Annotated in this window: 20 protein-coding genes; 13 read left to right on the top strand and 7 right to left on the bottom strand. The window is 54.7% G+C overall.

The window, feature by feature from the left end:
- The first annotated feature begins 37 nt into the window (after window positions 1-37).
- Entirely contained in the window at window positions 38-736 is a 699-nt protein-coding gene (cpxR, locus tag GA0061071_RS19260; RefSeq protein ID WP_061499386.1) for an envelope stress response regulator transcription factor CpxR, read from the top strand.
- A complete protein-coding gene (gene cpxA / locus GA0061071_RS19265; RefSeq protein ID WP_061499388.1) occupies window positions 733-2106 on the top strand; it encodes an envelope stress sensor histidine kinase CpxA in 1374 nt (457 codons plus the stop codon). The genes cpxR and cpxA overlap by 4 nt, the downstream gene beginning before the upstream one ends.
- A 38-nt stretch (window positions 2107-2144) precedes the next feature.
- Here cpxA and yiiM read toward each other — a convergent pair whose 3' ends face one another.
- Window positions 2145-2819 carry a 6-hydroxyaminopurine reductase gene (gene yiiM, locus GA0061071_RS19270; protein ID WP_061499391.1) on the bottom strand — a complete coding sequence of 225 codons (675 nt, stop codon included), beginning with the start codon at window positions 2817-2819 and terminating at the stop codon, window positions 2145-2147.
- 162 nt (window positions 2820-2981) lie between these two features.
- Here yiiM and GA0061071_RS19275 point away from each other — a divergent pair, with 162 nt between their 5' ends.
- Window positions 2982-3875, top strand: a complete 894-nt coding sequence (locus GA0061071_RS19275) for a dihydrodipicolinate synthase family protein (protein WP_061499394.1) — start codon at window positions 2982-2984, stop codon at window positions 3873-3875.
- Window positions 3876-3915: 40 nt separating this feature from the next.
- Here the strand turns inward: GA0061071_RS19275 and kdgT are convergent, their stop codons facing one another.
- Together kdgT and sodA are read right to left on the bottom strand one after the other, a co-directional pair.
- Entirely contained in the window at window positions 3916-4899 is a 984-nt protein-coding gene (gene kdgT, locus GA0061071_RS19280; RefSeq protein ID WP_088237000.1) for a 2-keto-3-deoxygluconate transporter, read from the bottom strand.
- 248 nt (window positions 4900-5147) lie between these two features.
- Entirely contained in the window at window positions 5148-5768 is a 621-nt protein-coding gene (sodA, locus tag GA0061071_RS19285) for a superoxide dismutase [Mn] (RefSeq protein ID WP_061499400.1), read from the bottom strand.
- A gap of 290 nt (window positions 5769-6058) precedes the next feature.
- Here sodA and rhaT point away from each other — a divergent pair, with 290 nt between their 5' ends.
- Complete coding sequence (rhaT, locus tag GA0061071_RS19290; RefSeq protein WP_061499402.1) at window positions 6059-7093, top strand: L-rhamnose/proton symporter RhaT; 1035 nt, start codon at window positions 6059-6061, stop codon at window positions 7091-7093.
- Here the strand turns inward: rhaT and rhaR are convergent, their stop codons facing one another.
- Window positions 7094-7942: an HTH-type transcriptional activator RhaR gene (gene rhaR / locus GA0061071_RS19295; protein ID WP_061499404.1), complete on the bottom strand. Its 849-nt coding sequence runs from the start codon at window positions 7940-7942 to the stop codon at window positions 7094-7096.
- Between the two features lie 73 nt (window positions 7943-8015).
- Window positions 8016-8852, bottom strand: a complete 837-nt coding sequence (rhaS, locus tag GA0061071_RS19300) for an HTH-type transcriptional activator RhaS (protein WP_088236999.1) — start codon at window positions 8850-8852, stop codon at window positions 8016-8018.
- 305 nt (window positions 8853-9157) lie between these two features.
- On the opposite strand from rhaS (GA0061071_RS19300), the gene rhaB reads away from it, so the two are divergent.
- From rhaB to rhaM, 9 genes are all read left to right on the top strand, one after another.
- Complete coding sequence (gene rhaB, locus GA0061071_RS19305) at window positions 9158-10627, top strand: rhamnulokinase (protein WP_061499412.1); 1470 nt, start codon at window positions 9158-9160, stop codon at window positions 10625-10627.
- Complete coding sequence (locus tag GA0061071_RS19310; RefSeq protein WP_061499415.1) at window positions 10624-11883, top strand: L-rhamnose isomerase; 1260 nt, start codon at window positions 10624-10626, stop codon at window positions 11881-11883. The genes rhaB and GA0061071_RS19310 overlap by 4 nt, the downstream gene beginning before the upstream one ends.
- Window positions 11884-11976: 93 nt before the next feature.
- Window positions 11977-12807, top strand: coding sequence for a rhamnulose-1-phosphate aldolase (rhaD, locus tag GA0061071_RS19315; protein ID WP_088236998.1), 831 nt, complete (start codon window positions 11977-11979; stop codon window positions 12805-12807).
- An 84-nt stretch (window positions 12808-12891) separates the two neighbouring features.
- A complete protein-coding gene (gene rhaS, locus GA0061071_RS19320; RefSeq protein WP_061499419.1) occupies window positions 12892-13878 on the top strand; it encodes a rhamnose ABC transporter substrate-binding protein in 987 nt (328 codons plus the stop codon).
- Window positions 13879-13932: 54 nt separating this feature from the next.
- Window positions 13933-15444, top strand: coding sequence for a sugar ABC transporter ATP-binding protein (locus GA0061071_RS19325; RefSeq protein WP_088236997.1), 1512 nt, complete (start codon window positions 13933-13935; stop codon window positions 15442-15444).
- The gene (locus tag GA0061071_RS19330) at window positions 15444-16448 is read left to right on the top strand and encodes an ABC transporter permease (RefSeq protein WP_088236996.1); all 1005 of its coding nucleotides are present in this window, start codon (window positions 15444-15446) and stop codon (window positions 16446-16448) included. Before GA0061071_RS19325 ends, GA0061071_RS19330 begins: the two co-directional genes overlap by 1 nt.
- Entirely contained in the window at window positions 16445-17449 is a 1005-nt protein-coding gene (locus tag GA0061071_RS19335; RefSeq protein ID WP_088236995.1) for an ABC transporter permease, read from the top strand. The genes GA0061071_RS19330 and GA0061071_RS19335 overlap by 4 nt, the downstream gene beginning before the upstream one ends.
- A gap of 95 nt (window positions 17450-17544) precedes the next feature.
- The gene (gene fucO / locus GA0061071_RS19340) at window positions 17545-18693 is read left to right on the top strand and encodes a lactaldehyde reductase (RefSeq protein ID WP_061499433.1); all 1149 of its coding nucleotides are present in this window, start codon (window positions 17545-17547) and stop codon (window positions 18691-18693) included.
- Window positions 18690-19004 (top strand): L-rhamnose mutarotase, encoded by a 315-nt coding sequence (gene rhaM, locus GA0061071_RS19345; RefSeq protein WP_088236994.1) that lies wholly within the window; start codon window positions 18690-18692, stop codon window positions 19002-19004. Before fucO ends, rhaM begins: the two co-directional genes overlap by 4 nt.
- Window positions 19005-19011: 7 nt before the next feature.
- On the opposite strand, the gene GA0061071_RS19350 is transcribed toward rhaM, so the two are convergent.
- Window positions 19012-19770, bottom strand: a complete 759-nt coding sequence (locus GA0061071_RS19350; protein ID WP_088236993.1) for a fimbrial biogenesis chaperone — start codon at window positions 19768-19770, stop codon at window positions 19012-19014.
- Complete coding sequence (locus GA0061071_RS19355) at window positions 19767-21092, bottom strand: fimbrial protein (protein WP_061499443.1); 1326 nt, start codon at window positions 21090-21092, stop codon at window positions 19767-19769. The genes GA0061071_RS19350 and GA0061071_RS19355 overlap by 4 nt, the downstream gene beginning before the upstream one ends.
- Between the last annotated feature and the right edge of the window lie 13 nt (window positions 21093-21105).

Consider the following 21105-nt stretch of genomic DNA (forward strand, 5'->3'; position numbering starts at 1 on the left):
TTGATGACGTAATTTCTGCCTCGGAGGTATTTAAACAATGAATAAAATTCTTTTAGTAGATGATGACCGAGAGCTTACATCCCTGTTAAAAGAGCTACTCGACATGGAAGGTTTTAATGTGCTCGTTGCTCACGATGGGGAACAGGCGCTTGACCTCCTCGATGACAGTATTGATTTGCTTTTGCTCGACGTAATGATGCCGAAGAAAAACGGTATCGATACCCTTAAAGAGCTACGTCAGACACACCAGACGCCGGTTATTATGTTGACTGCACGCGGCAGTGAGCTTGATCGCGTTCTCGGCCTTGAGCTGGGCGCGGATGACTATCTGCCCAAACCGTTTAACGATCGCGAATTGGTCGCGCGTATCCGGGCGATTTTGCGCCGCTCCCACTGGAGTGAGCAGCAACAAAACAGCGACAACGGTTCGCCTACGCTTGAAGTGGATGCACTGAGCCTGAACCCTGGTCGCCAGGAAGCCAGCTTTGACGGTCAAGCGCTGGAGCTAACAGGAACGGAATTCACGTTGCTCTACCTGCTGGCGCAGCATCTTGGTCAGGTGGTTTCCCGTGAACATCTTAGTCAGGAAGTGCTCGGCAAACGCTTAACGCCATTTGATCGTGCCATCGACATGCACATTTCCAATCTGCGCCGTAAATTGCCGGATCGCAAAGATGGGCATCCGTGGTTTAAAACCCTGCGCGGGCGCGGTTATCTGATGGTTTCCGCTTCATGATAGGTAGCCTGACCGCCCGCATCTTCGCCATTTTCTGGCTAACGCTGGCGCTGGTGTTGATGCTGGTTTTGATGGTGCCAAAGCTGGACTCCCGTCAAATGACGGAACTGCTGGACAGCGAACAACGTCAGGGCGTGATGATTGAACAGCATGTCGAAGCGGAACTGGCTAATGACCCGCCGAACGACCTGATGTGGTGGCGTAGGCTTTTCCGCGCTATCGACAAATGGGCGCCACCGGGTCAACGCCTGTTGCTGGTCACCAGCGAAGGGCGCGTTATCGGCGCCGAACGCAACGAAATGCAGATAATCCGTAACTTTATCGGCCAGGCGGACAACTCTGACCATCCGCAGAAGAAAAAGTATGGCCGGGTCGAAATGGTCGGGCCCTTCTCCGTGCGTGACGGGGAAGACAACTACCAGCTCTACCTGATACGCCCCGCCGGCAGTTCACAGTCTGACTTTATTAACCTGCTGTTTGACCGTCCGTTGTTATTGCTGATTGTCACGATGCTGATCAGTTCGCCGCTGCTGCTATGGCTGGCGTGGAGCCTGGCGAAACCCGCGCGTAAGCTAAAAAACGCGGCGGATGAAGTCGCACAGGGCAACTTGCGGCAGCACCCTGAACTGGAAGCCGGGCCGCAGGAATTTCTTGCCGCCGGGGCCAGTTTTAACCAGATGGTGACAGCGCTGGAACGGATGATGACAGCGCAACAGCGTCTGTTGTCTGATATTTCGCATGAGTTGCGCACCCCCCTCACGCGCTTACAGTTGGGGACCGCGCTTTTGCGCCGTCGCAGTGGTGAAAGCAAAGAACTGGAGCGGATCGAAACCGAAGCACAACGGCTGGACGGCATGATCAACGACCTGCTGGTGATGTCGCGGAATCAGCAAAAAAACGCGCTGGTGAGTGAAACGGTCAAAGCCAACCAGATGTGGAAAGAGGTGCTGGATAACGCCGCTTTCGAAGCAGAACAGATGGGTAAATCCCTGACGGTCAGCTTCCCGCCGGGTCCCTGGCCGCTGTATGGCAACCCGAACGCGCTGGAAAGTGCGCTGGAAAATATCGTGCGTAATGCGCTGCGCTACTCGCACAGCAAAATTGAAGTGAGTTTTGCCGTCGATAAAGACGGCATCACCATAAACGTTGATGACGACGGCCCTGGTGTCAGCCCGGAAGATCGGGAGCAAATTTTCCGCCCGTTCTACCGTACTGACGAAGCCCGGGACCGGGAATCCGGTGGAACCGGTCTGGGGCTGGCGATCGTTGAAACGGCTATCCAGCAGCATCGCGGCTGGGTAAAAGCCGACGATAGCCCGCTGGGCGGTTTACGCTTAACGCTTTGGCTACCGTTATACAAACGCTCATAACCCTCCGCCCTCTCCTTCACGGAGGGGGCGCTATCTTGCTACTTCCCCCACAGTCGCCGGGAATTATCTTCAATTTTGCCGTGAATACGCCGGTTCTGCATCGTACGCGTCCAGCTTGCTGATAGCCCCGCTGCCGACAGCAAACGGTGATATTGCGCATCATCAAACGGCTGATACCAGGCAATGGCCGCAGCATCATATACGCTGACGTCGCTCAACCGGGACGCCAGTTCCAGCGGCGCATCTGTGGATACCCTCCCCGCAACAATCACCCGATAGAGCCAGCCAACCTTGCCACTTGCCTGCATCTGTGCGCCCATATCGCTAATCGCGAAATGGAAATTGAGTTTAAAACAGGGGGAACGCGGCTGCGTCACCTGGATAAGCGCATCACCCCAACGGAAAATATCGCCAATAAATACCGTTTGCTCCGTCAGCCCCGTGGTGGAAAGGTTCTCGCCAAACGCCGGGGCGCAAAACAGCGATGCCTGCTCAGGGAAACGAGCAGCCCACCACGCATAATGTTCCCGCGGATAGTGGCACAGCGCGCGATCCGCACCGCCGTGGTAACTCTTTTCAGCTTGCTCATCGCCTGCAAGCCCGGTATCGGTAAGCATCAGTTCACCCTCAACCTGCAATTTGCCGATGGCGCTGGGCCGACTCCCTGCATAATCCCTGACTTTGCCAATAAACACGTCAACCGGATGGCGCATATTCTCTCCCTGGATAGTGTTGATTTACGCCACTATTAGACCACATTTTTTGTGCAGTAAACGTGCAGAAATGCGACCCCGGTTGCCATGCCGCCTCCACAGACGTGCTATCACTTAACCTGATATTTGAAACGCTATTTCATTCATTAAGGAGACCGTGCTGTGACCCACGAAACCCCATTCTCTGGCGTCTGGTGCCCTTCCATCACACCCATGGACAGCGAAGGACGAGTCGATCTGAACGGACTGAGCAAACATATTGCCCGTCTTAACGCGGCGAAAATTGATGTCATTTTGCTGATGGGCAGCATCGGTGAATTCGCCTCTCTCTCGATGGATGAGCGGCTATTAGTGATCCGCAAAGCGCGGGCGATGTCTCCCGGTACGATGGTCGCCAACGTCTCGTCGACCTGCTTCAACGATATTCTGAGTATGGCCGATGAAGCCTGGCGCACCGGCTACGAAGCCGTTATGGTGCTGCCACCTTATTATTACGGGCAAACGCCCGCGCAATTGTTAAGTTACTTCCGCGCGCTGGGTAAGGCGATCAGTGGTAAGTGGTTTGCCTATAACTTTCCGGCACGCACCGGCTGCGATCTGACCGCCGACCTGGTGGCAACCCTGGCGGCGGAATTCCCGGATTTTGCCGGTATTAAAGACACGGTGGATTGCCAGTCGCATACACGTAATCTCATTCTCGCGACGCAGAAAGTACGTGACGACTTCGCCGTACTGTCCGGGTATGACGAATATTATATTCCTAACCTGCTGGCGGGCGGCGCCGGGGTGATTTCCGGGCTGAACAACGTCATGCCGGAGCTGTTTGTAAAAGCCCGCGAAGCCTGGCGACAAGGCGATTTACCGACGCTACAGGATGCACAGCGTGAGATAGGCAGATTTATGGCGATTTACACCATCGGTGATGATTTTGTTACCACCATTAAAACCGTGGTGTCACGCAAGTTTGGCTACTGCACGCCGATTGCGCGCAACCCTGGCGGCGCGCTGAATGAGGAGCAGTGCCGCCAGGTTGATTGCCTCTTCGGGATTCAATAACTACACCGGCCGGATATGCGTAACGCTATCCAGCCTGCCGTTATTTCACTGTATTGCGTATCGCGATTTCCGCGGTTGCCCCTTTCACTTTGCGTGACCAAAGTGAGGTGAAAATCGGTACCAGAATCGAGGTGACGATCACCGAGGTTGCCACTAACGCGGTAGCCGCTGGCGCCATCGCTTTAAAATCCGGCACCATTTCGGCAATCAGCACCGGCGTGGCGACCGCCGCGCCCGCAGAGCTGGAGGCAGCCAGACCGGCAGTTCCATCCCCACCACCAAGCAGTTTATCGGCGAGAATCAGCGGAATGCCGGTGATCACAATCACTGCCAGACCTAACAAAATGCCCAATAGCCCGGTTTGTGCAATCACACTTAAATCGATGGTATTACCCAATGCGAACGCAAAGAATGGGATCAGCGTCTGCACCGCCTTGCTAAAGAATTCCCTCAGTTCCGGATCAAGGTTACCCAGTGCGAACCCCACCAGGAAGGGCAACACCGCACCCACAAACACATGCGGCTCAAACGAGGCGATACCCGCAGTACCGAGAATAATCATCGTCATCAACGGGCCGGACTCCAGCGACATCAACACAAACGCTCCGGCTTCCTCTTTCGTGCCGTATTGCTGCATGATCGACGCATAAAGCCCGCCGTTGGTCATATCCATTGAGGCCACCAACGCCAGCGTCGACAGCCCGGCAAAAAATCCGACTTCAACGCCGTGCGCCGGGATCACGCGCGATGCCACCGCCGCAACCACCCATGCCACGGCAATTTTGGTGACCACCAGCGTACCGGATTTCCGCAGTACCGTACCGGTCGCGCTCAGCTTGATCGACGCTCCCATGCAGAAAAACCACACTGCCAGGATTGGCACCGTACCGGTGATCATGCCGTTGGTAAAAGAGCCAAAATATTTACCCGCTCCCGGCGCAAAGGTGTGGCACAACGCACCGATGAACAAAGGAACCAGCATCATACCGCCCGGAATTCGCTCTATTGCACGTTTGATTTGCATATTTTCACCTGTCGTCAAAACCGTCTGATTTTGCTGCGCCGACCAGAAAACGCTCAGCGCCGATGAGGTGATGTTAGAACCCGTTTCCGGAGAGAAAAGTGATCAATCATGCATAACGAAACAATATTTCATTATTTTAGGATCATTGTTTTTATTGTCTGTTCTAATGTTTAACGACATAAAAAAACCCCCGTAGGCAGCGCCTGGCGGGGGTTTTGCCTCACCTTACGGTGAGTGACGAAACAGCCTTATTTTTTCGCCGCGAAACGCGCAGCAGCTTCGTCCCAGTTCACCACATTCCAGAACTCTTTGATGTAGTCCGGGCGGCGGTTCTGGAATTTCAGGTAGTAGGCGTGTTCCCAGACATCCAGCCCCAGGATCGGGAAGCCAGAGGCGCCGGAAATCGCTTCACCCATCAGCGGGGAATCCTGGTTTGCAGTAGAAACCACTGCCAGTTTGTCGCCTTTCAACACCAGCCATGCCCAGCCGGAGCCGAAGCGGGTCGCTGCTGCTTTTTCAAATTCTGCTTTGAAGTTATCAACGGAACCGAAATCACGCTCGATTGCCGCTTTCAGGTCACCCTGCAGGGTGGTGCCTTTTTTCAGACCTTTCCAGAACAGGCTGTGGTTCGCGTGGCCACCGGCGTTATTACGCAGAACGGTTTTTTTGTCCGCTGGCAGCTGGTCCAGTTTGGTGATCAGCTCTTCAGCAGACAGATTTGCGAACTCCGGCAGGCTTTCCAGCGCTGCGTTTGCATTGTTCACATAAGTCTGATGATGTTTGGTGTGATGGATTTCCATCGTTTGTTTGTCAAAGTGCGGCTCAAGGGCATCATACGCGTACGGCAGAGCAGGCAATGTATAGCTCATAATCATCTCCATTAAGGGTGTAAGCGGCTACTATGTTAACGCCGCGTAAGCAGTTGGTTCATTATAGTTAATTAAATGATATTGAAAATGTTTATCAATGCCGTAGTTTTTATAAGGTTATAACTTTTGGTTATGTTATTGAAATTGTGAAGCTGCTCACCTCTATAACGCGCTGATTGCCAGCTCTCGCCGTTACGCGGCAAACGCCTCAAGGTTAATCCTCTGACCGATTTTTACACTCATCGGGTCGGCTGCTCGTATCCCGGCGATAAAAACAAAGAGGATTGAAAATGAGTAACGCGATTACGATGGGTATTTTCTGGCATTTGATAGGTGCAGCCAGTGCAGCCTGTTTCTATGCCCCGTTTAAAAAGGTGAAACATTGGTCCTGGGAAACCATGTGGTCAGTCGGCGGCATCGTCTCTTGGTTGATCCTTCCCTGGACAATCAGCGCGCTGTTATTGCCTGATTTTTGGGCCTATTTCAGCTCGTTCAGTGCCTCCACGCTGCTGCCGGTGTTCCTGTTCGGCGCAATGTGGGGGATCGGTAACATCAACTATGGCCTGACCATGCGCTACCTGGGCATGTCGATGGGCATTGGTATCGCCATCGGCATTACGCTGATTGTCGGTACATTAATGACACCGATCATCAACGGTAACTTCTCGGTGCTGATTGGCACCGAAGGCGGTCGTATGACGCTGCTGGGCGTGCTGGTTGCCCTTATCGGCGTGGCTATCGTCACCCGTGCGGGCCAGTTGAAAGAGCGCAAAATGGGTATCAAAGCCGAAGAGTTCAGCCTGAAAAAAGGGCTGGCGCTGGCCATCATGTGTGGCGTTTTCTCCGCCGGGATGTCCTTTGCCATGAACGCCGCCAAACCGATGCACGAGGCCGCCGCGGCGCTCGGTATCGATCCGCTCTACACGGCGTTGCCAAGCTATGTGGTGATCATGGGTGGCGGCGCGCTGGTCAATCTCGGTTTCTGCTTTATTCGTCTGGCAAAAGTGAAGAACTTGTCGGTAAAAGCCGACTTCTCGCTGGCGAAGCCCCTGCTTATCAGCAATCTCCTGCTCTCTGCGTTGGGCGGTCTGATGTGGTATTTGCAGTTCTTCTTCTACGCCTGGGGTCACGCGCGTATTCCGGCGCAGTATGATTACATCAGTTGGATGCTGCACATGAGCTTCTACGTGTTGTGCGGCGGTATCGTCGGGCTGGTGCTGAAAGAGTGGAACAATGCGGGCAGACGCCCCGTGAGCGTACTGAGTCTGGGCTGCGTGGTGATCATCGTCGCCGCCAATATCGTTGGCCTCGGCATGGCCAACTGATCAGGCGGCAACACGACTACGATGACGCCACTGACCTGGCGTCATCCCCACTTCCCGGCTAAACACCACCGAAAAGTAGTTACTGTCTTCAAACCCGCACTGCATGGCGATTTCGCTGATCATCTGCTCGGAATGCTGCAACAGATACTGTGCATGACAAATGCGTAACTGGCGCAAATAGTGATTGATGGTCATCCCGGTCTGACTGCGGAATTGCTGGCGCAGCGCCCGCTCGCTGCACTGCTCCTGCTCACAGAACTGCTCCAACACAAAGCTGCGATTCAGGCTGCCGGACAGCGCAGTAATCAGCTTATCCAGCAGCGCTTCGCTGTGGGTAGCGGCAAGATTATCGGTGGCAAAACGGTGGCGTTTTAGCGTCAACACCAACTGCGCAAACAGCGTTTCCGCCATGAGATTGTCGAGGGGATCGGGTCTGCCGCTCTCGTGCTCAAGTTGCGTAATGACCTGTCGCGCCTGCGCCATACCGGTGCTGCCGATGCGCCAGTGTGGCGTCCATGGCGAGCCATTAAGCCCGGGAATATGCGCTGCCCAGTCGAGGTTCAAGGTCAACCGGTCCGGGCAGTAAATGATGTTTTGCAGCACCAGGTCGTTGACCGACGCGTAAGAGTGACAATCTTCCGCGCGGATGTAGAACAGGTCGCCACGGGTAATGCGATACGGGCGATCGTTAAGCACATGCAGGCCGTTGCCGCGCCATACCAGCACCAGTTCATAAAACTCATGGGTATGTTCGGCAAAGACATTTTGCGGATAGCGATCCGCCACCGCCACCGCCTGTCCGGTGCGGGGAAAGAAGTCCGCTTTACGAAGAATTAACTGGCCTGCCACAACGTCACCTCTGCCGTGAACAACCTGTGATTATTAGCGGAACTACGGCAAAAAATCGGTGATAGCCTTCTCGTTACTGAAGCAGCGTGTCGCGCCCCTGGCGGATGTCTCGCGGTGACCAGTCGAACTCGCGACGAAACAGTGTCGAAAAATGGTTGCTGTCGCCAAAGCCGCAGCGAAAGGCGATATCCGTCACGCTCTCGTCGCTATGACGCAGCATGTGCCGCGCTTTGATAAGCCGTAAACGGTTGAGATAACGCTGCGGAGTCAGGCCAGTCGACTGCTTAAGCTGGCGGTGCAGCGTGCGCAGAGAGAGCGTAAATTGCTCTGCCAGCGACTCCCAGCAAATATCCTCCGCGAAGTGATCTTCCAGCCACAGCATCAACTGATTGAGCCGGGCGTCGTTGTTCGCTGCGCCCTCTTGCAGGCTGCTTTTACGCAGTAACACCAGCAGTTGCATAAACAGGATCTCGCGGTTGGCGATACCGTGAGTATCCATCTCCAAATCCATCTCTTCCATCTGACTGATGATACCGCGCACCTGAGTCAGGGCGTGCTGATTCACCCGCCAGTGCGAGGGATAGTGCCCGTCCTGCTCCTGCGGCAACAACAGATTCAGTCCGGATAAAAACTGAAATGCATCCGGCGAACGGTACAGAACATTGGTCAGACAAAGGTTGTCAGTATGTTCATACAAGTGCCGGTCATGGTCGCGGACAAAACAGACCGTCCCGCCGCTGATGGTGTAGGGCTGACCGTTAAAAACGTGGATCCCTGTGCCATGCTCAACAATCACAATTTCATGGAAATCATGGTGATGCTCAGGAAACGCCGCCTGGGGTAATCGCGGTTCAATGGCGACAGGCGATTTACCTGACGGAAAAAAATCCACGCTATGAAGTACGGTCATACTCACCCCCAACCCAACAATGAGAAAAGTTCTCAAAATAGTAATTAAGGGTTTGCAACCTCACCTTAAATTTTCGACAGCATTTCGCGCATAGGCTGCCGTTTTTTCAAGAAACGGCCGGAAAGATCGGGAAATGTGGCAAGGGTCACAATGGCCCCAACCCCCACCAGAACTGGAAACTGTGAACTCTCTCACGTTCACCTTTGCTTTCTTGCCAGCGCGAAATCGCCACTGTCCGTAACAAGAAGGTACGGCACATCGCCCTTTTTTAGACTGTCTGCAATGACTCTAAGAAGGACCCCATCATGACTTTTCGCCATTGTGTTGCAGTTGACTTAGGCGCCTCCAGCGGACGTGTAATGCTGGCGCGTTACGATCGCCAACAACGCACACTCACCCTTCGCGAAATCCACCGTTTTGTTAACTGTCTGCAAAAAACAGAAGGTTTCGATTGCTGGGATATCGACAGCCTGGAAGCGGAGATCCGTCTGGGGCTGCACAAAGTCTGTGAAGAAGGCATTCAACCAGACAGCATCGGCATCGATACCTGGGGCGTGGATTATGTGCTGATCAACAGCCAGGGCGAACGCGTGGGTTTGCCCATCGCCTACCGCGACGACCGCACCGACGGTGTGATGCAACGTGCGATGCAATCGCCGGGCAAAACCGACATTTATCTGCGCAGCGGCATTCAGTTTTTACCCTTTAACACCCTTTATCAACTGCGTGCGCTGGCGGAACAGCAGCCAGAACTGCTGGAGCAGGCTACTCATGCGCTGCTGATCCCCGATTACTTCAGTTACCGACTGACCGGCAATCTGAACTGGGAATACACCAACGCCACCACCACTCAACTGGTCAATATCAACACCGATAACTGGGACAGTACGCTACTGGACTGGGCTGGCGTTCCGGCTCACTGGTTCGGCACGCCCACCCATCCGGGTAATGTGATCGGTCAATGGATCTGCCCGCAGAATAACGCCATCCCGGTGGTTGCCGTCGCCAGCCATGACACCGCCAGCGCCGTCATTGCCGCACCGCTGGCGGATAAGGATGCCGCCTATTTGTCGTCCGGCACCTGGTCGCTGATGGGTTTTGAGAGCAAAACCCCCTACACCAGCAATCACGCACTGGCAGCCAATATCACCAACGAAGGCGGAGCAGAAGGCCGCTACCGTGTGCTGAAAAACATTATGGGGCTGTGGCTGCTGCAACGTGTGCTGAAAGAACAGGCAATCGCCGACCTGCCCGCACTGATTGCCCAAACGGAACGGCTCCCCGCCTGCCAGTTCATCATCAACCCCAACGAGGATCGCTTTATCAACCCGGACAACATGAGCGCCGAAATCCAGGCTGCTTGCCGGGAAGCGGGTCAGCAGATACCACAAAACGCGGCTGAACTGGCGCGCTGTATCTTCGACAGCCTTGCACTGCTGTATGCCGATGTGCTGGGCGAGCTGGCAAGCCTGCGCGGCAAACCCTTTACTCGCCTGCATGTGGTGGGAGGCGGTTGCCAGAACCAGGTGCTGAACCAGCTCTGCGCAGATGCCTGTGGTTTGCCCGTAGTCGCTGGCCCGGTAGAAGCCTCCACGCTCGGCAATATCGGCGTGCAACTGATGACGCTGGATGAACTCAGCAATGTTGATGATTTTCGCCAGGTGGTGGTCGCGAACCACTCCCTGATGACGTTTACCCCGAATCCTGACAATGAAATCGCCCGCTATGTCGCGCGCTTTCAGCAAAAACGACAAACCAAGGAGCTATGCGCATGACCACTCAACTTGAACAAGCCTGGGAAATTGCTCAACAGCGTTTCGACGCGGTAGGCATTGATGTCGAGGAGGCGTTGCGTCAGCTCGATCGCCTGCCGGTATCCATGCACTGCTGGCAGGGCGATGACGTCGCCGGTTTTGAAAACCCGGAAGGCAGCCTGACTGGTGGTATCCAGGCCACCGGGAACTACCCGGGTAAAGCGCGCAATGCCACGGAACTTCGTGCCGATCTGGAGCAGGCGCTGAGTCTGATCCCGGGTCCAAAACGCCTTAATCTTCACGCGATTTATCATGAAGCAGATGCACCTGTCGCGCGTAACGAAATCAAACCGGAACATTTTAAAAACTGGGTGGCATGGGCAAAAGCCAACAAACTGGGGCTGGATTTCAACCCGTCCTGTTTTTCGCACCCGTTGAGCGCCGATGGCTTTACCCTCTCGCACGCGAACGATGAGATCCGTCAGTTCTGGATTGACCATGTAAAAGCCAGCCGCCGTGTTTCTGCGTGGTTCGGTGAGCAACTGGGGACGCCGTCGGTGATGAATATCTGGATCCCGGACGGCATGAAAGATGTCACCGTCGACCGCCTGGCACCACGCCAGCGTCTGCTGAATGCGCTCGACGAGGCAATCAGCGAAAAACTGAACCCGGCGCACCATATCGATGCCGTGGAGAGCAAACTGTTCGGGATAGGCGCGGAAAGCTATACCGTTGGCTCCAACGAGTTCTATATGGGCTACGCCACCAGCCGCCAGACCGCCCTGTGCCTGGATGCCGGCCACTTCCATCCGACCGAAGTGATCTCCGACAAAATCTCCGCCGCCATGCTGTATGTGCCGCGCTTACTGCTGCACGTCAGCCGCCCGGTACGCTGGGACAGCGACCACGTGGTCCTGCTGGATGACGAAACCCAGGCCATCGCCAGTGAAATCATTCGCCACAAACTGTTTGACCGCGTGCATATCGGCCTCGACTTCTTCGACGCCTCCATTAACCGTATCGCCGCCTGGGTGATCGGCACCCGCAATATGAAAAAAGCGCTGCTGCGTGCGCTGCTGGAGCCGGTTGATCAACTGCGCCAACTGGAAGCCGATGGCGACTACACCGCGCGTCTGGCGTTGCTGGAAGAGCAGAAATCCCTGCCATGGCAGGCGGTATGGGAAATGTATTGCCAGCGTCATGACACCCCGGCAGGCAGCCAGTGGCTGGAAAGCGTGCGGGCATATGAGAAAAACGTATTACGCAAACGCGGGTAACCCTTTTAATCCTCTCCCGGCAAGGGAGAGGGAGAAAACCATTGTCAGCGTGAGGGGAAAACCCCGCACCGTATTAACAGGAACCACAAGACTATGCAGACCATTATTGATTCCTGGTTCGTCCAGGGCATGATCAAAGCCACCTCCGACGCCTGGCTGAAAGGGTGGGATGAGCGCAACGGCGGCAACCTGACGTTGCGTCTCGACGAGGCGGACATTGCCCCGTTTGCCGCGGATTTTCATCAAAAGCCACGTTATATCGCACTGAGCCAGCCGATGCCGTTACTGGCTAACACACCGTTTATCGTCACCGGTTCCGGCAAATTCTTCCGCAATGTACAGCTCGATCCGGCAGCAAATTTAGGCGTGGTCAAGGTGGACAGTGACGGTGCGGGTTATCACATTCTGTGGGGGCTGACTCACGAAGCGGTGCCGACCTCCGAGCTGCCGGCACACTTTCTGTCTCATTGTGAACGTATTAAAGCCACTGGCGGCAACGATCGCGTGATCATGCACTGTCATGCCACCAACCTGATTGCCCTGACCTACGTGTTGGAAAACCACGCCGACCTCATCACCCGCAAATTGTGGGAAGGCAGTACCGAGTGTCTGGTGGTGTTCCCGGACGGCGTAGGCATTCTGCCGTGGATGGTGCCAGGTACTGACGAAATCGGCCAGGCCACCGCCGCCAATATGCAAAAACATTCGCTGGTGTTGTGGCCCTTCCACGGCGTCTTTGGCAGTGGCCCGACGCTGGATGAAACCTTTGGTCTGATCGACACCGCCGAGAAGTCTGCGGAAGTGCTGGTAAAAATCTATTCAATGGGCGGAATGAAACAGACCATCTCGCAAGCAGAACTGATTGCATTGGGGAAACGCTTTGGCGTGACCCCGCTGCAATCCGCCATTGATTTGTACCAATAACAACATCGCGCCCCGTTCACTGAGACGGGGCGAATACTGTCACCTGCAAACCCTACAAACACTAACTTATGTGGAGTAAAAGCAATGAAAACAAAAGCAAGCTTGATCCTCACCGTTGCCATTCTGGCGTTGTCCGGTTCCGCTGTCGCTGAAGTAAAAATCGCCCTGGTGGCGAAATCTTTGGGTAATGGCTTTTTTGAAGCAGCAAACACCGGCGCGCAGGAAGCAGCCAAAGAGTTAGGAGATGTCAAAGTCATTTATACCGGCCCGACCACCACGACGGCCGAAGCCCAGATCGAAGTCCTGAATGGTCTGATCGCCCAGGGGGTGGATGCGATCGCCATTTCGGCCAACGATCCGGATGCGGTCGTGCCGGTACTGAAAAAAGCCATGCAGCGCGGCATCAAAGTGGTTTCCTGGGATTCCGGCGTCGCCAAAGCCGGGCGACAGATCCATTTGAATCCATCCAATAACGCTCTGATTGGCGAAACCAACGTCAAACTCGCCGCTGACGCGCTAAAAGCGCTGAACGTCGAGAAAGGCGATGTGGCTATTCTCAGCGCCACTCCGACCTCCACCAACCAGAATATCTGGATTGCGGAGATGAAAAAGGTGCTGCCGAAATACCCGTCCATCAACCTGGTGAATGTCGCCTACGGTGATGACTTGTCGGATAAGAGCTACCGCGAAGCGGTGGGTCTGCTGAAATCCTACCCGGACCTGAAAGTGATCGTTTCGCCGTCATCCGTCGGGATTGTTGCCGCGGCACAGGCGGTAAAAGACCAGGGCAAGATCGGCAAAGTGTATGTCACCGGGCTTGGGTTGCCGTCTGAAATGGCGGGGGCAATTAAATCTGGCGCAAGTAAAAGCTTCGCTATCTGGAACCCAATCGACCTTGGCTATGCAGCAACCTATTTAGCCGATGATCTGGTGAAAGGAACGGCGACCAAAACCGAAGCCAGCATGGGCAAACTCGGCAAGGTCAAACTGGATGCCGACGGCAGCGGCGCAATGGCGGAGCCCTTCGTCTACGATGCCAGCAACATTGATAAGTTCTCAAAGATTTTCTGATCCCTTTCTCCTTCTCCCGGCAGGGAGAGGGAATACAAGACCCGGAGAACGTTCATGACGGCATCCACCCCATTGCTATCCCTTAAGGGCATCACCAAAGTCTTTCCTGGTGTGCGCGCCCTTGAGAATGTACAGCTCGATCTCTGGCCCGGAAAAGTCACCGCACTCATTGGTGAAAACGGCGCAGGGAAATCCACACTGGTCAAAGTGATGACCGGTATTTACCAACCTGAAGAGGGCGAAATTCTCTACAAAGCGATCCCCATTTCACTCCCTACGCCGGAGTCCGCCCATAAGATGGGTATCACCGCCATTCACCAGGAAACGGTTCTGTTCGATGAACTCTCCGTGACCGAGAATATTTTTGTCGGCCAGTACCGCTATAAAGGGCTTCTGAAGACACTCGACTGGTTCGCGATGCATCAGCAAGCCCGCGAGATCCTCACCCGGCTGGAAGTACAGATCGATCCGCACGCTACCTTAAAAACGCTGAGTATCGCGCAGCGGCATATGGTAGCCATTGCCCGCGCATTGTCGTTTGAAGCGCAGGTGGTCATTCTGGATGAACCCACCGCCGCACTCTCGCAGCATGAGATTCTGGAGTTTTACCAAATCGTCGAGCGCCTGAAACAGGAAGGTAAAGCGATCCTGTTTATCTCGCACAAATTTGATGAAATTTTTGAACTGGCGGATCACTACACCATTTTGCGGGATGGGGTGTATGTCGATTCCGGCGCAATTAATGCCATCACTGAAGAGCGAATGGTGGCAATGATGGTTGGGCGCGCCATGACGCAGAGCTGGCCGAAAGTGCATTGCGAGCCAGGTGAAACGGTGCTGGAAGTGAGGGATCTGTGCCATCCCACCGAATTTGCTCACATAACCTTTTCGCTACGCAAAGGCGAGATCCTTGGTTTTTATGGCCTGGTTGGCGCAGGTCGCACCGAGCTCATGCAGGCTCTATCCGGCGTTTCACGCCCCTCATCTGGCGCCATTATTCTGCATGGTAAAAGCGTGCATTTTCGCCAACCGGCCGATGCCATAAACGCGGGCATTGTGTGTGTGCCCGAAGAGCGGCAAAAGCAGGGCGCGATTATTGAACTCTCCATCGCCCAGAACATCAGCCTACCGCAGCTCAGCAAATTAAACCGCAACGGTGTATTGAACGATGCCCGCGAATCGGCGCTGGCGGATGAGTATGCCCGCCGCTTACAGGTAAAAGCGTTTAGCTGGCGGCAGGCGGTGGAAACCCTCTCTGGCGGCAATCAGCAAAAAGTGGTGATCGGCAAATGGCTCGCCACCCACCCGGACGTCATTATCCTCGATGAGCCTACGAAGGGGATTGATATCGGCTCAAAAGCGGCGGTGCATCAGTTTATGTCTGAACTGGTGGCACACGGGCTGGCGGTGATCATGGTCTCTTCCGAACTGCCTGAAGTGATGGGCATGGCGGACAGAGTCATTGTGATGCACGAAGGCCTGATGGTGGCGGAATACAAGGCAGGTGAAGCCACAGCGGAAACCATTGTCAGCGCTGCCAGTGGCGCAGGTAAGGAGGCGGCATAATGTGGCAACAACTGCTTAAACACCGTGAAGCCTTGCTGGCCGGGGTGATTGTGCTGCTGGTGCTGGTCATTGGCAGCCGGGTGCCTTCGTTTATCGGTCCGGGCAATCTCGTCGAAATGTTCAACGATACCGCCATTCTGATCATTCTTGCACTTGGGCAGATGATGGTACTGCTTACCAAAGGGATCGATCTGTCGATGGCGGCGAATCTGGCGCTGACGGGCATGATTGTCGCGCTGATTAACTTCCACCATCCGGATGTGCCGGTATGGTCACTGCTGCTGCTGGCGACTTTGCTCGGGTTGGTGATGGGCATGATCAACGGTCTGCTGGTGTGGAAACTGGGGATCCCGGCGATTGTCGTCACCCTCGGCACCATGAGCATCTACCGCGGGATGATCTTCTTACTCTCCGGCGGCGGCTGGGTGAACGCCAACCAAATGAGCGCTGATTTTCTCGGCCTGCCGCGATCGGGCGTGTTAGGGCTCCCGGTACTGAGCTGGTGCGCTGTCGCGGCGCTGCTGCTGGTGGGGTATTTCCTGCGTTATAGCCGCACCGGGCGCGCACTCTACACCGCAGGCGGAAACGCCACTGCGGCGTACTACACCGGGATCAATGCCGGGAAAATGCAGTTTATTAGCTTCTGCCTTTCCGGCGCGCTGGCAGGCTTTTGCGGTTATCTGTGGATTTCCCGTTTCGCCGTGGCGTATGTCGATGTGGCGAACGGTTTTGAGCTGCAAGTCGTGGCAGCCTGTGTGATTGGTGGCATCAGCACCATGGGCGGAACCGGGCGCGTAACGGGTTGCCTGCTTGGCGCACTGTTTCTTGGTGTGATCAATAACGCCCTGCCCGTCATCGGTATTTCTCCCTTCTGGCAAATGGCCATCTCCGGCACGGTGATTGTGATTGCGGTTCTGCTCAACGAACGCGGCAACAAGCGCAAAGGTCGCTTGATCCTGCGTGATGCAGCACTGGCGCGACAGAAACAGGCGGTGAAATCATGAGTAAAATACTGACGTCCGACGCGGTAAAACCAGCGCCCGCCGCAGCATCACGCATTCAGCGGCTGTTGTGCTGGGAAGGTTTTTTACTGGCGGTAACGCTGACGGTCTTTGTGGCCAACGCCCTCGCCTCACCCTACTTTCTCAATATCTGGAACCTGTCGGACGCGACATTCAACTTTACCGAGAAGGCCATCATCGTTTTACCGATGGCGATGCTGATTATCGCCCGGGAAATCGATCTTTCCGTCGCGTCCACCATGGCGCTTAGCTCAACGGTGATGGGATTTTGCGCCCAGGCGGGTATGAATACGCCACTGTTAGTGTGTGTGGGTCTGGGTGTCGGTCTGCTGTGCGGGTTGTGTAACGGCATCCTGGTGACACGTTTTAATCTCTCTTCAATTGTTATCACCATCGGCACCATGAGCCTGTATCGCGGCATTACGTACATTCTGCTTGGCGATCAGGCGTTGAACACCTGGCCTGAGAGCTTCGCCTGGTTTGGTCAGGGGTATGTATGGGGCGCGCTGTCGTTTGAGTTTGCGCTGTTTATTGTGCTGGCGGCGATATTTGCCTTTCTGCTGCATAAAACCAACTTTGGCCGCCGGACCTACGCCATTGGTAATAACCCGACCGGCGCCTGGTACTCCGGTATCAATGTTAAGCGGCATAACCTGATCCTGTTTGCCCTGGTCGGGCTGATGGCGGGCCTGGCGGCGGTGTTGCTGACCTCACGCCTCGGCAGTACCCGCCCGACGCTGGCGCTGGGTTGGGAGCTGTCCGTGGTGACGATGGCGGTACTTGGCGGCGTCAATATTCTTGGTGGAGCCGGCAGTATGGTGGGCGTGATCATTGCCGCCTTCCTGATGGGGCTGGTAACTTTTGGCCTGAGCCTGCTCAACGTGCCGGGCATTGTGATGTCGATTGTCGTCGGCGCAATGCTGATCGTGGTGATTTCACTGCCGATTATTACCCGCCGGATCGTCCAGCGCAGGCGAATGTAAGTCTGCGCTGACCCAATCAGCGGATAAAACAGAATACCTCCGGCGACAGGGAATCTTGCCACCGGGAAAAATCACAGCAAATCAAGGAGTAAATCATGAGCTTTATGTTAGCACTCCCCAAAATCAGCCTGCATGGCGCAGGCGCGATTGGCGATATGGTGAATCTGGTGGCGAGCAAACAGTGGGGTAAAGCGCTGATTGTGACCGACGGGCAACTGGTGAAAATGGGACTGCTGGATAGCCTGTTCGCCGCGCTCAAGGAACATAACATGGCTTACCATCTGTTTGATGAAGTATTTCCGAACCCCACCGAAGCGCTGGTGCAGAAAGGCTATGCCGCCTATCAAAATACCGGCTGCAACTACGTGATAGCCTTTGGCGGTGGCAGCCCGATTGATACCGCGAAAGCGGTGAAAATACTCACTGCCAACCCAGGCCCTTCCACAGCCTATTCCGGTGTCGGAAAAGTAAAAAACCCTGGCGTGCCGCTGGTCGCCATTAATACTACCGCCGGTACGGCGGCAGAGATGACCAGCAATGCGGTGATTATCGATTCCGCCCGTCAGGTCAAAGAAGTGATCATCGACCCTAACATCATTCCGGATATCGCCGTCGATGATGCCAGCGTGATGCTGGACATCCCCGCTTCTGTGACCGCCGCTACCGGGATGGACGCCCTGACCCATGCCGTTGAAGCCTATGTTTCTGTTGGCGCACACCCATTAACCGATGCCAATGCACTGGAAGCGATTCGCTTAATCAATCTGTGGCTGCCGAAAGCGGTGGATAACGGCCATGATCTGGACGCGCGTGAGCAAATGGCGTTTGGTCAGTATCTTGCGGGCATGGCGTTTAACAGTGCCGGTCTCGGTCTGGTGCATGCGCTGGCTCACCAACCCGGAGCAACACACAACCTGCCTCACGGTGTTTGCAACGCTATCCTGTTGCCGATCATCGAAAACTTTAACCGCCCGAATGCCGTAACGCGTTTTGCCCGCGTCGCGCAGGCAATGGGGGTAGACACCAAAGGAATGAGCGACGAAACCGCCAGCATGGAAGCTATTAACGCCATTCGCGCACTGAGCATGCGTGTGGGGATCCCTTCCGGTTTCAGCAAACTGGGCGTCACAAAAGAAGATATCGAAGGCTGGCTGGATAAAGCCTTGGCCGACCCGTGCGCACCATGTAACCCTCGCACCGCCAGCCGTGACGAAGTCCGTGAACTGTACCTGGAGGCATTATGATCCGTAAAGCCTTTGTGATGCAGGTGAACCCCGATGCACATGAAGAGTACCAACGTCGTCATAATCCCATCTGGCCGGAACTGGAAGCCGCGCTGAAAGCGGGAGGTGCGCATCACTACGCGATATTCCTTGATAAAGCGCGCAATCTGCTGTTTGCCACCGTGGAGATTGAATCAGAAGAACGCTGGAATGCGGTTGCTGATACCGAGGTATGCCAACGCTGGTGGAAACATATGCGTGATGTGATGCCCGCCAATCCGGATAACAGCCCGGTTAGCGCGGAGCTTAAAGAGGTGTTTTATCTGGCCTGATGGCATATTACTTTCCCCTCTCTTCACCGGAGAGGGGAAATTCGCTCACCGAGATATTCCCAGCATCATCAATGATTTCTGCGCGAACCCGCAGAGGTAACGCGCGAGTTTTTGCGGCCTCAGCCGCTACGGAATAGCGTTTTTCTCCGTAGGGCACCACCATCATGTCCGGTTGCGGTTCCACACCGTAAACATGACTCGCGGCAAGTAAAGTGATCGCCGCAAATGAGACATGCCACGGCGATCGATTCTGGCAGATGATCTCCCACTTTCCATTGAGGTTTTCCAACCTGAAGTGGACTTTCTCAGGCAGGTTTTCAGGCGCACCCAGCGTTTTCGGACGCCAGAAAATTTTCATTTGCGTATTCATGGTCAGTACCACGCTCTGTGCCTGTAATGAACGCGCTGGTGAACCTGGCGGGATCTCATAGAGATTGAGCCAGAACACAGACTCGCGATCCTTTGGCAACGGTGACTGGTTGTAGATCAGACGTATTCCTTGCATTCTTTGCGGAGCAAGGGAGAAGAGCGGCGGAACGGAGACAAAAGGCGCTTTAACACTGCCGGGCGCAGGGTTAGCATCGCCGTTGTCTACCCATGTCTGTACCATCACCGGCCAGTCGTTGGTATTTACCAACATCAGGCTCTGTTGCCCGAGGCCTTCGGTAAAAATCACCCGCGAAGAAGACACAGTTACGCCAGCGTGAACTGAAAACGCCGCTGCCAGAAAGAGCGCGCTAACCCGCACGAGCAAGCGCTTCATCATTGCACTTTCACCAGAATTTGCGCACTGGCATAGACCTGACCTGCGCGGACGGTCTGGTTACCGATGCGGGAAAGATACGCATTGAAATTAATCGCATATTCGCTGATCCCTAATGTTCCTCCATTATTGACCACCTGAGCGCCTTCCCGCGCGTCATACCACCCTCCCGCTTCACCGGTGGCACAATTGGAAGGGGCTGCATTACAGCGTTGCCAGCCAATAAAATTACGTATCATGCCGTCATTGGCATTAGCGATCTGGATGCCAACACCACTCGCCATACCGGATACACCAAGGTCTGTGGGAAGCAAGTAGCTGACACCGCCAGAGCTGTTAACAAGGTTAAGTCGCAATGCGGCCTGGTAATTTTCATAAGGTACCTGCATGCCCAGCGCCGTCAGGCCGCTAACCGTTCCGGTTCCCGCCAGCCCTTCACAGAGGATGTTCACGGTAAACGTTCCTTGCGATTTGCCGCCATTGTTAAGAGCATCGACAGTGATCGGAGGAAATGTGACGACAGGCGTGACGCTTTTAGCGGTGCAGGTCCGTTTCGATACCAGTTCCGCCATCGGCGCTACACCGCCCATATTGATACTCATCCAGTTGTCCTTCCACCACCCGTTATAGATATAGGCTGAATCACCCACATCACAATACGCATCCGGGCTGCCCTCGGAACAAAAAGAGACATATCCATTAGGTTGGTTGCAGGTGTAAGAACCCGATGTGAGCTGATCCCGTTTTGCACAGTAATCTGAGGGCGCTTGCCCGCTTGAGGTGGTGCTGCTGACCCGGATAAGATCGGCGCGTATCGGGCTAAAATCTTTCAGTCGGATATATATTTTCAGGCCATCCGGGGATACGACATAATTCGTCATTGGAATGCGCTGATAGTTACGTGTAAAAACCCTACCGGAATTCACATGCGTTAATCGTATCGCCACGTTCCTGAAAAGCGTCGCATAGTAGTTGGGATAACCATCGAACGCGCCTATATCAAAAAAACCTCCGTTGCGGTCATTACCGTTTGTGGCAATGATTTCGTAGATATTATTTTTATCTGCGATATCACAAACCCACATGATGCTTTCCGGGCCTTTTGTGTAACGAGGGTTATCGTAAAAATTCACCACGTTTGCAGCCAGAGGCGATCCCACGGGCTGGACCGCCGAATTCGTGATGTTAATGGTGCCAAGCGCAAGACTGACGCCCCATCCACTCAATTCTGTACGAACAAAATCAGGCCCTTTCACGCACTTTGCATTCAGGGACAAGCTGGTAAACAAAGAAAGACTCAGCAAGCATATCCGTATAAATGTCATCGGAGACTCCATG

The sequence above is a fragment of the Kosakonia oryzendophytica genome, from assembly GCF_900094925.1.
GTDB classification, from domain to species: domain Bacteria; phylum Pseudomonadota; class Gammaproteobacteria; order Enterobacterales; family Enterobacteriaceae; genus Kosakonia; species Kosakonia oryzendophytica.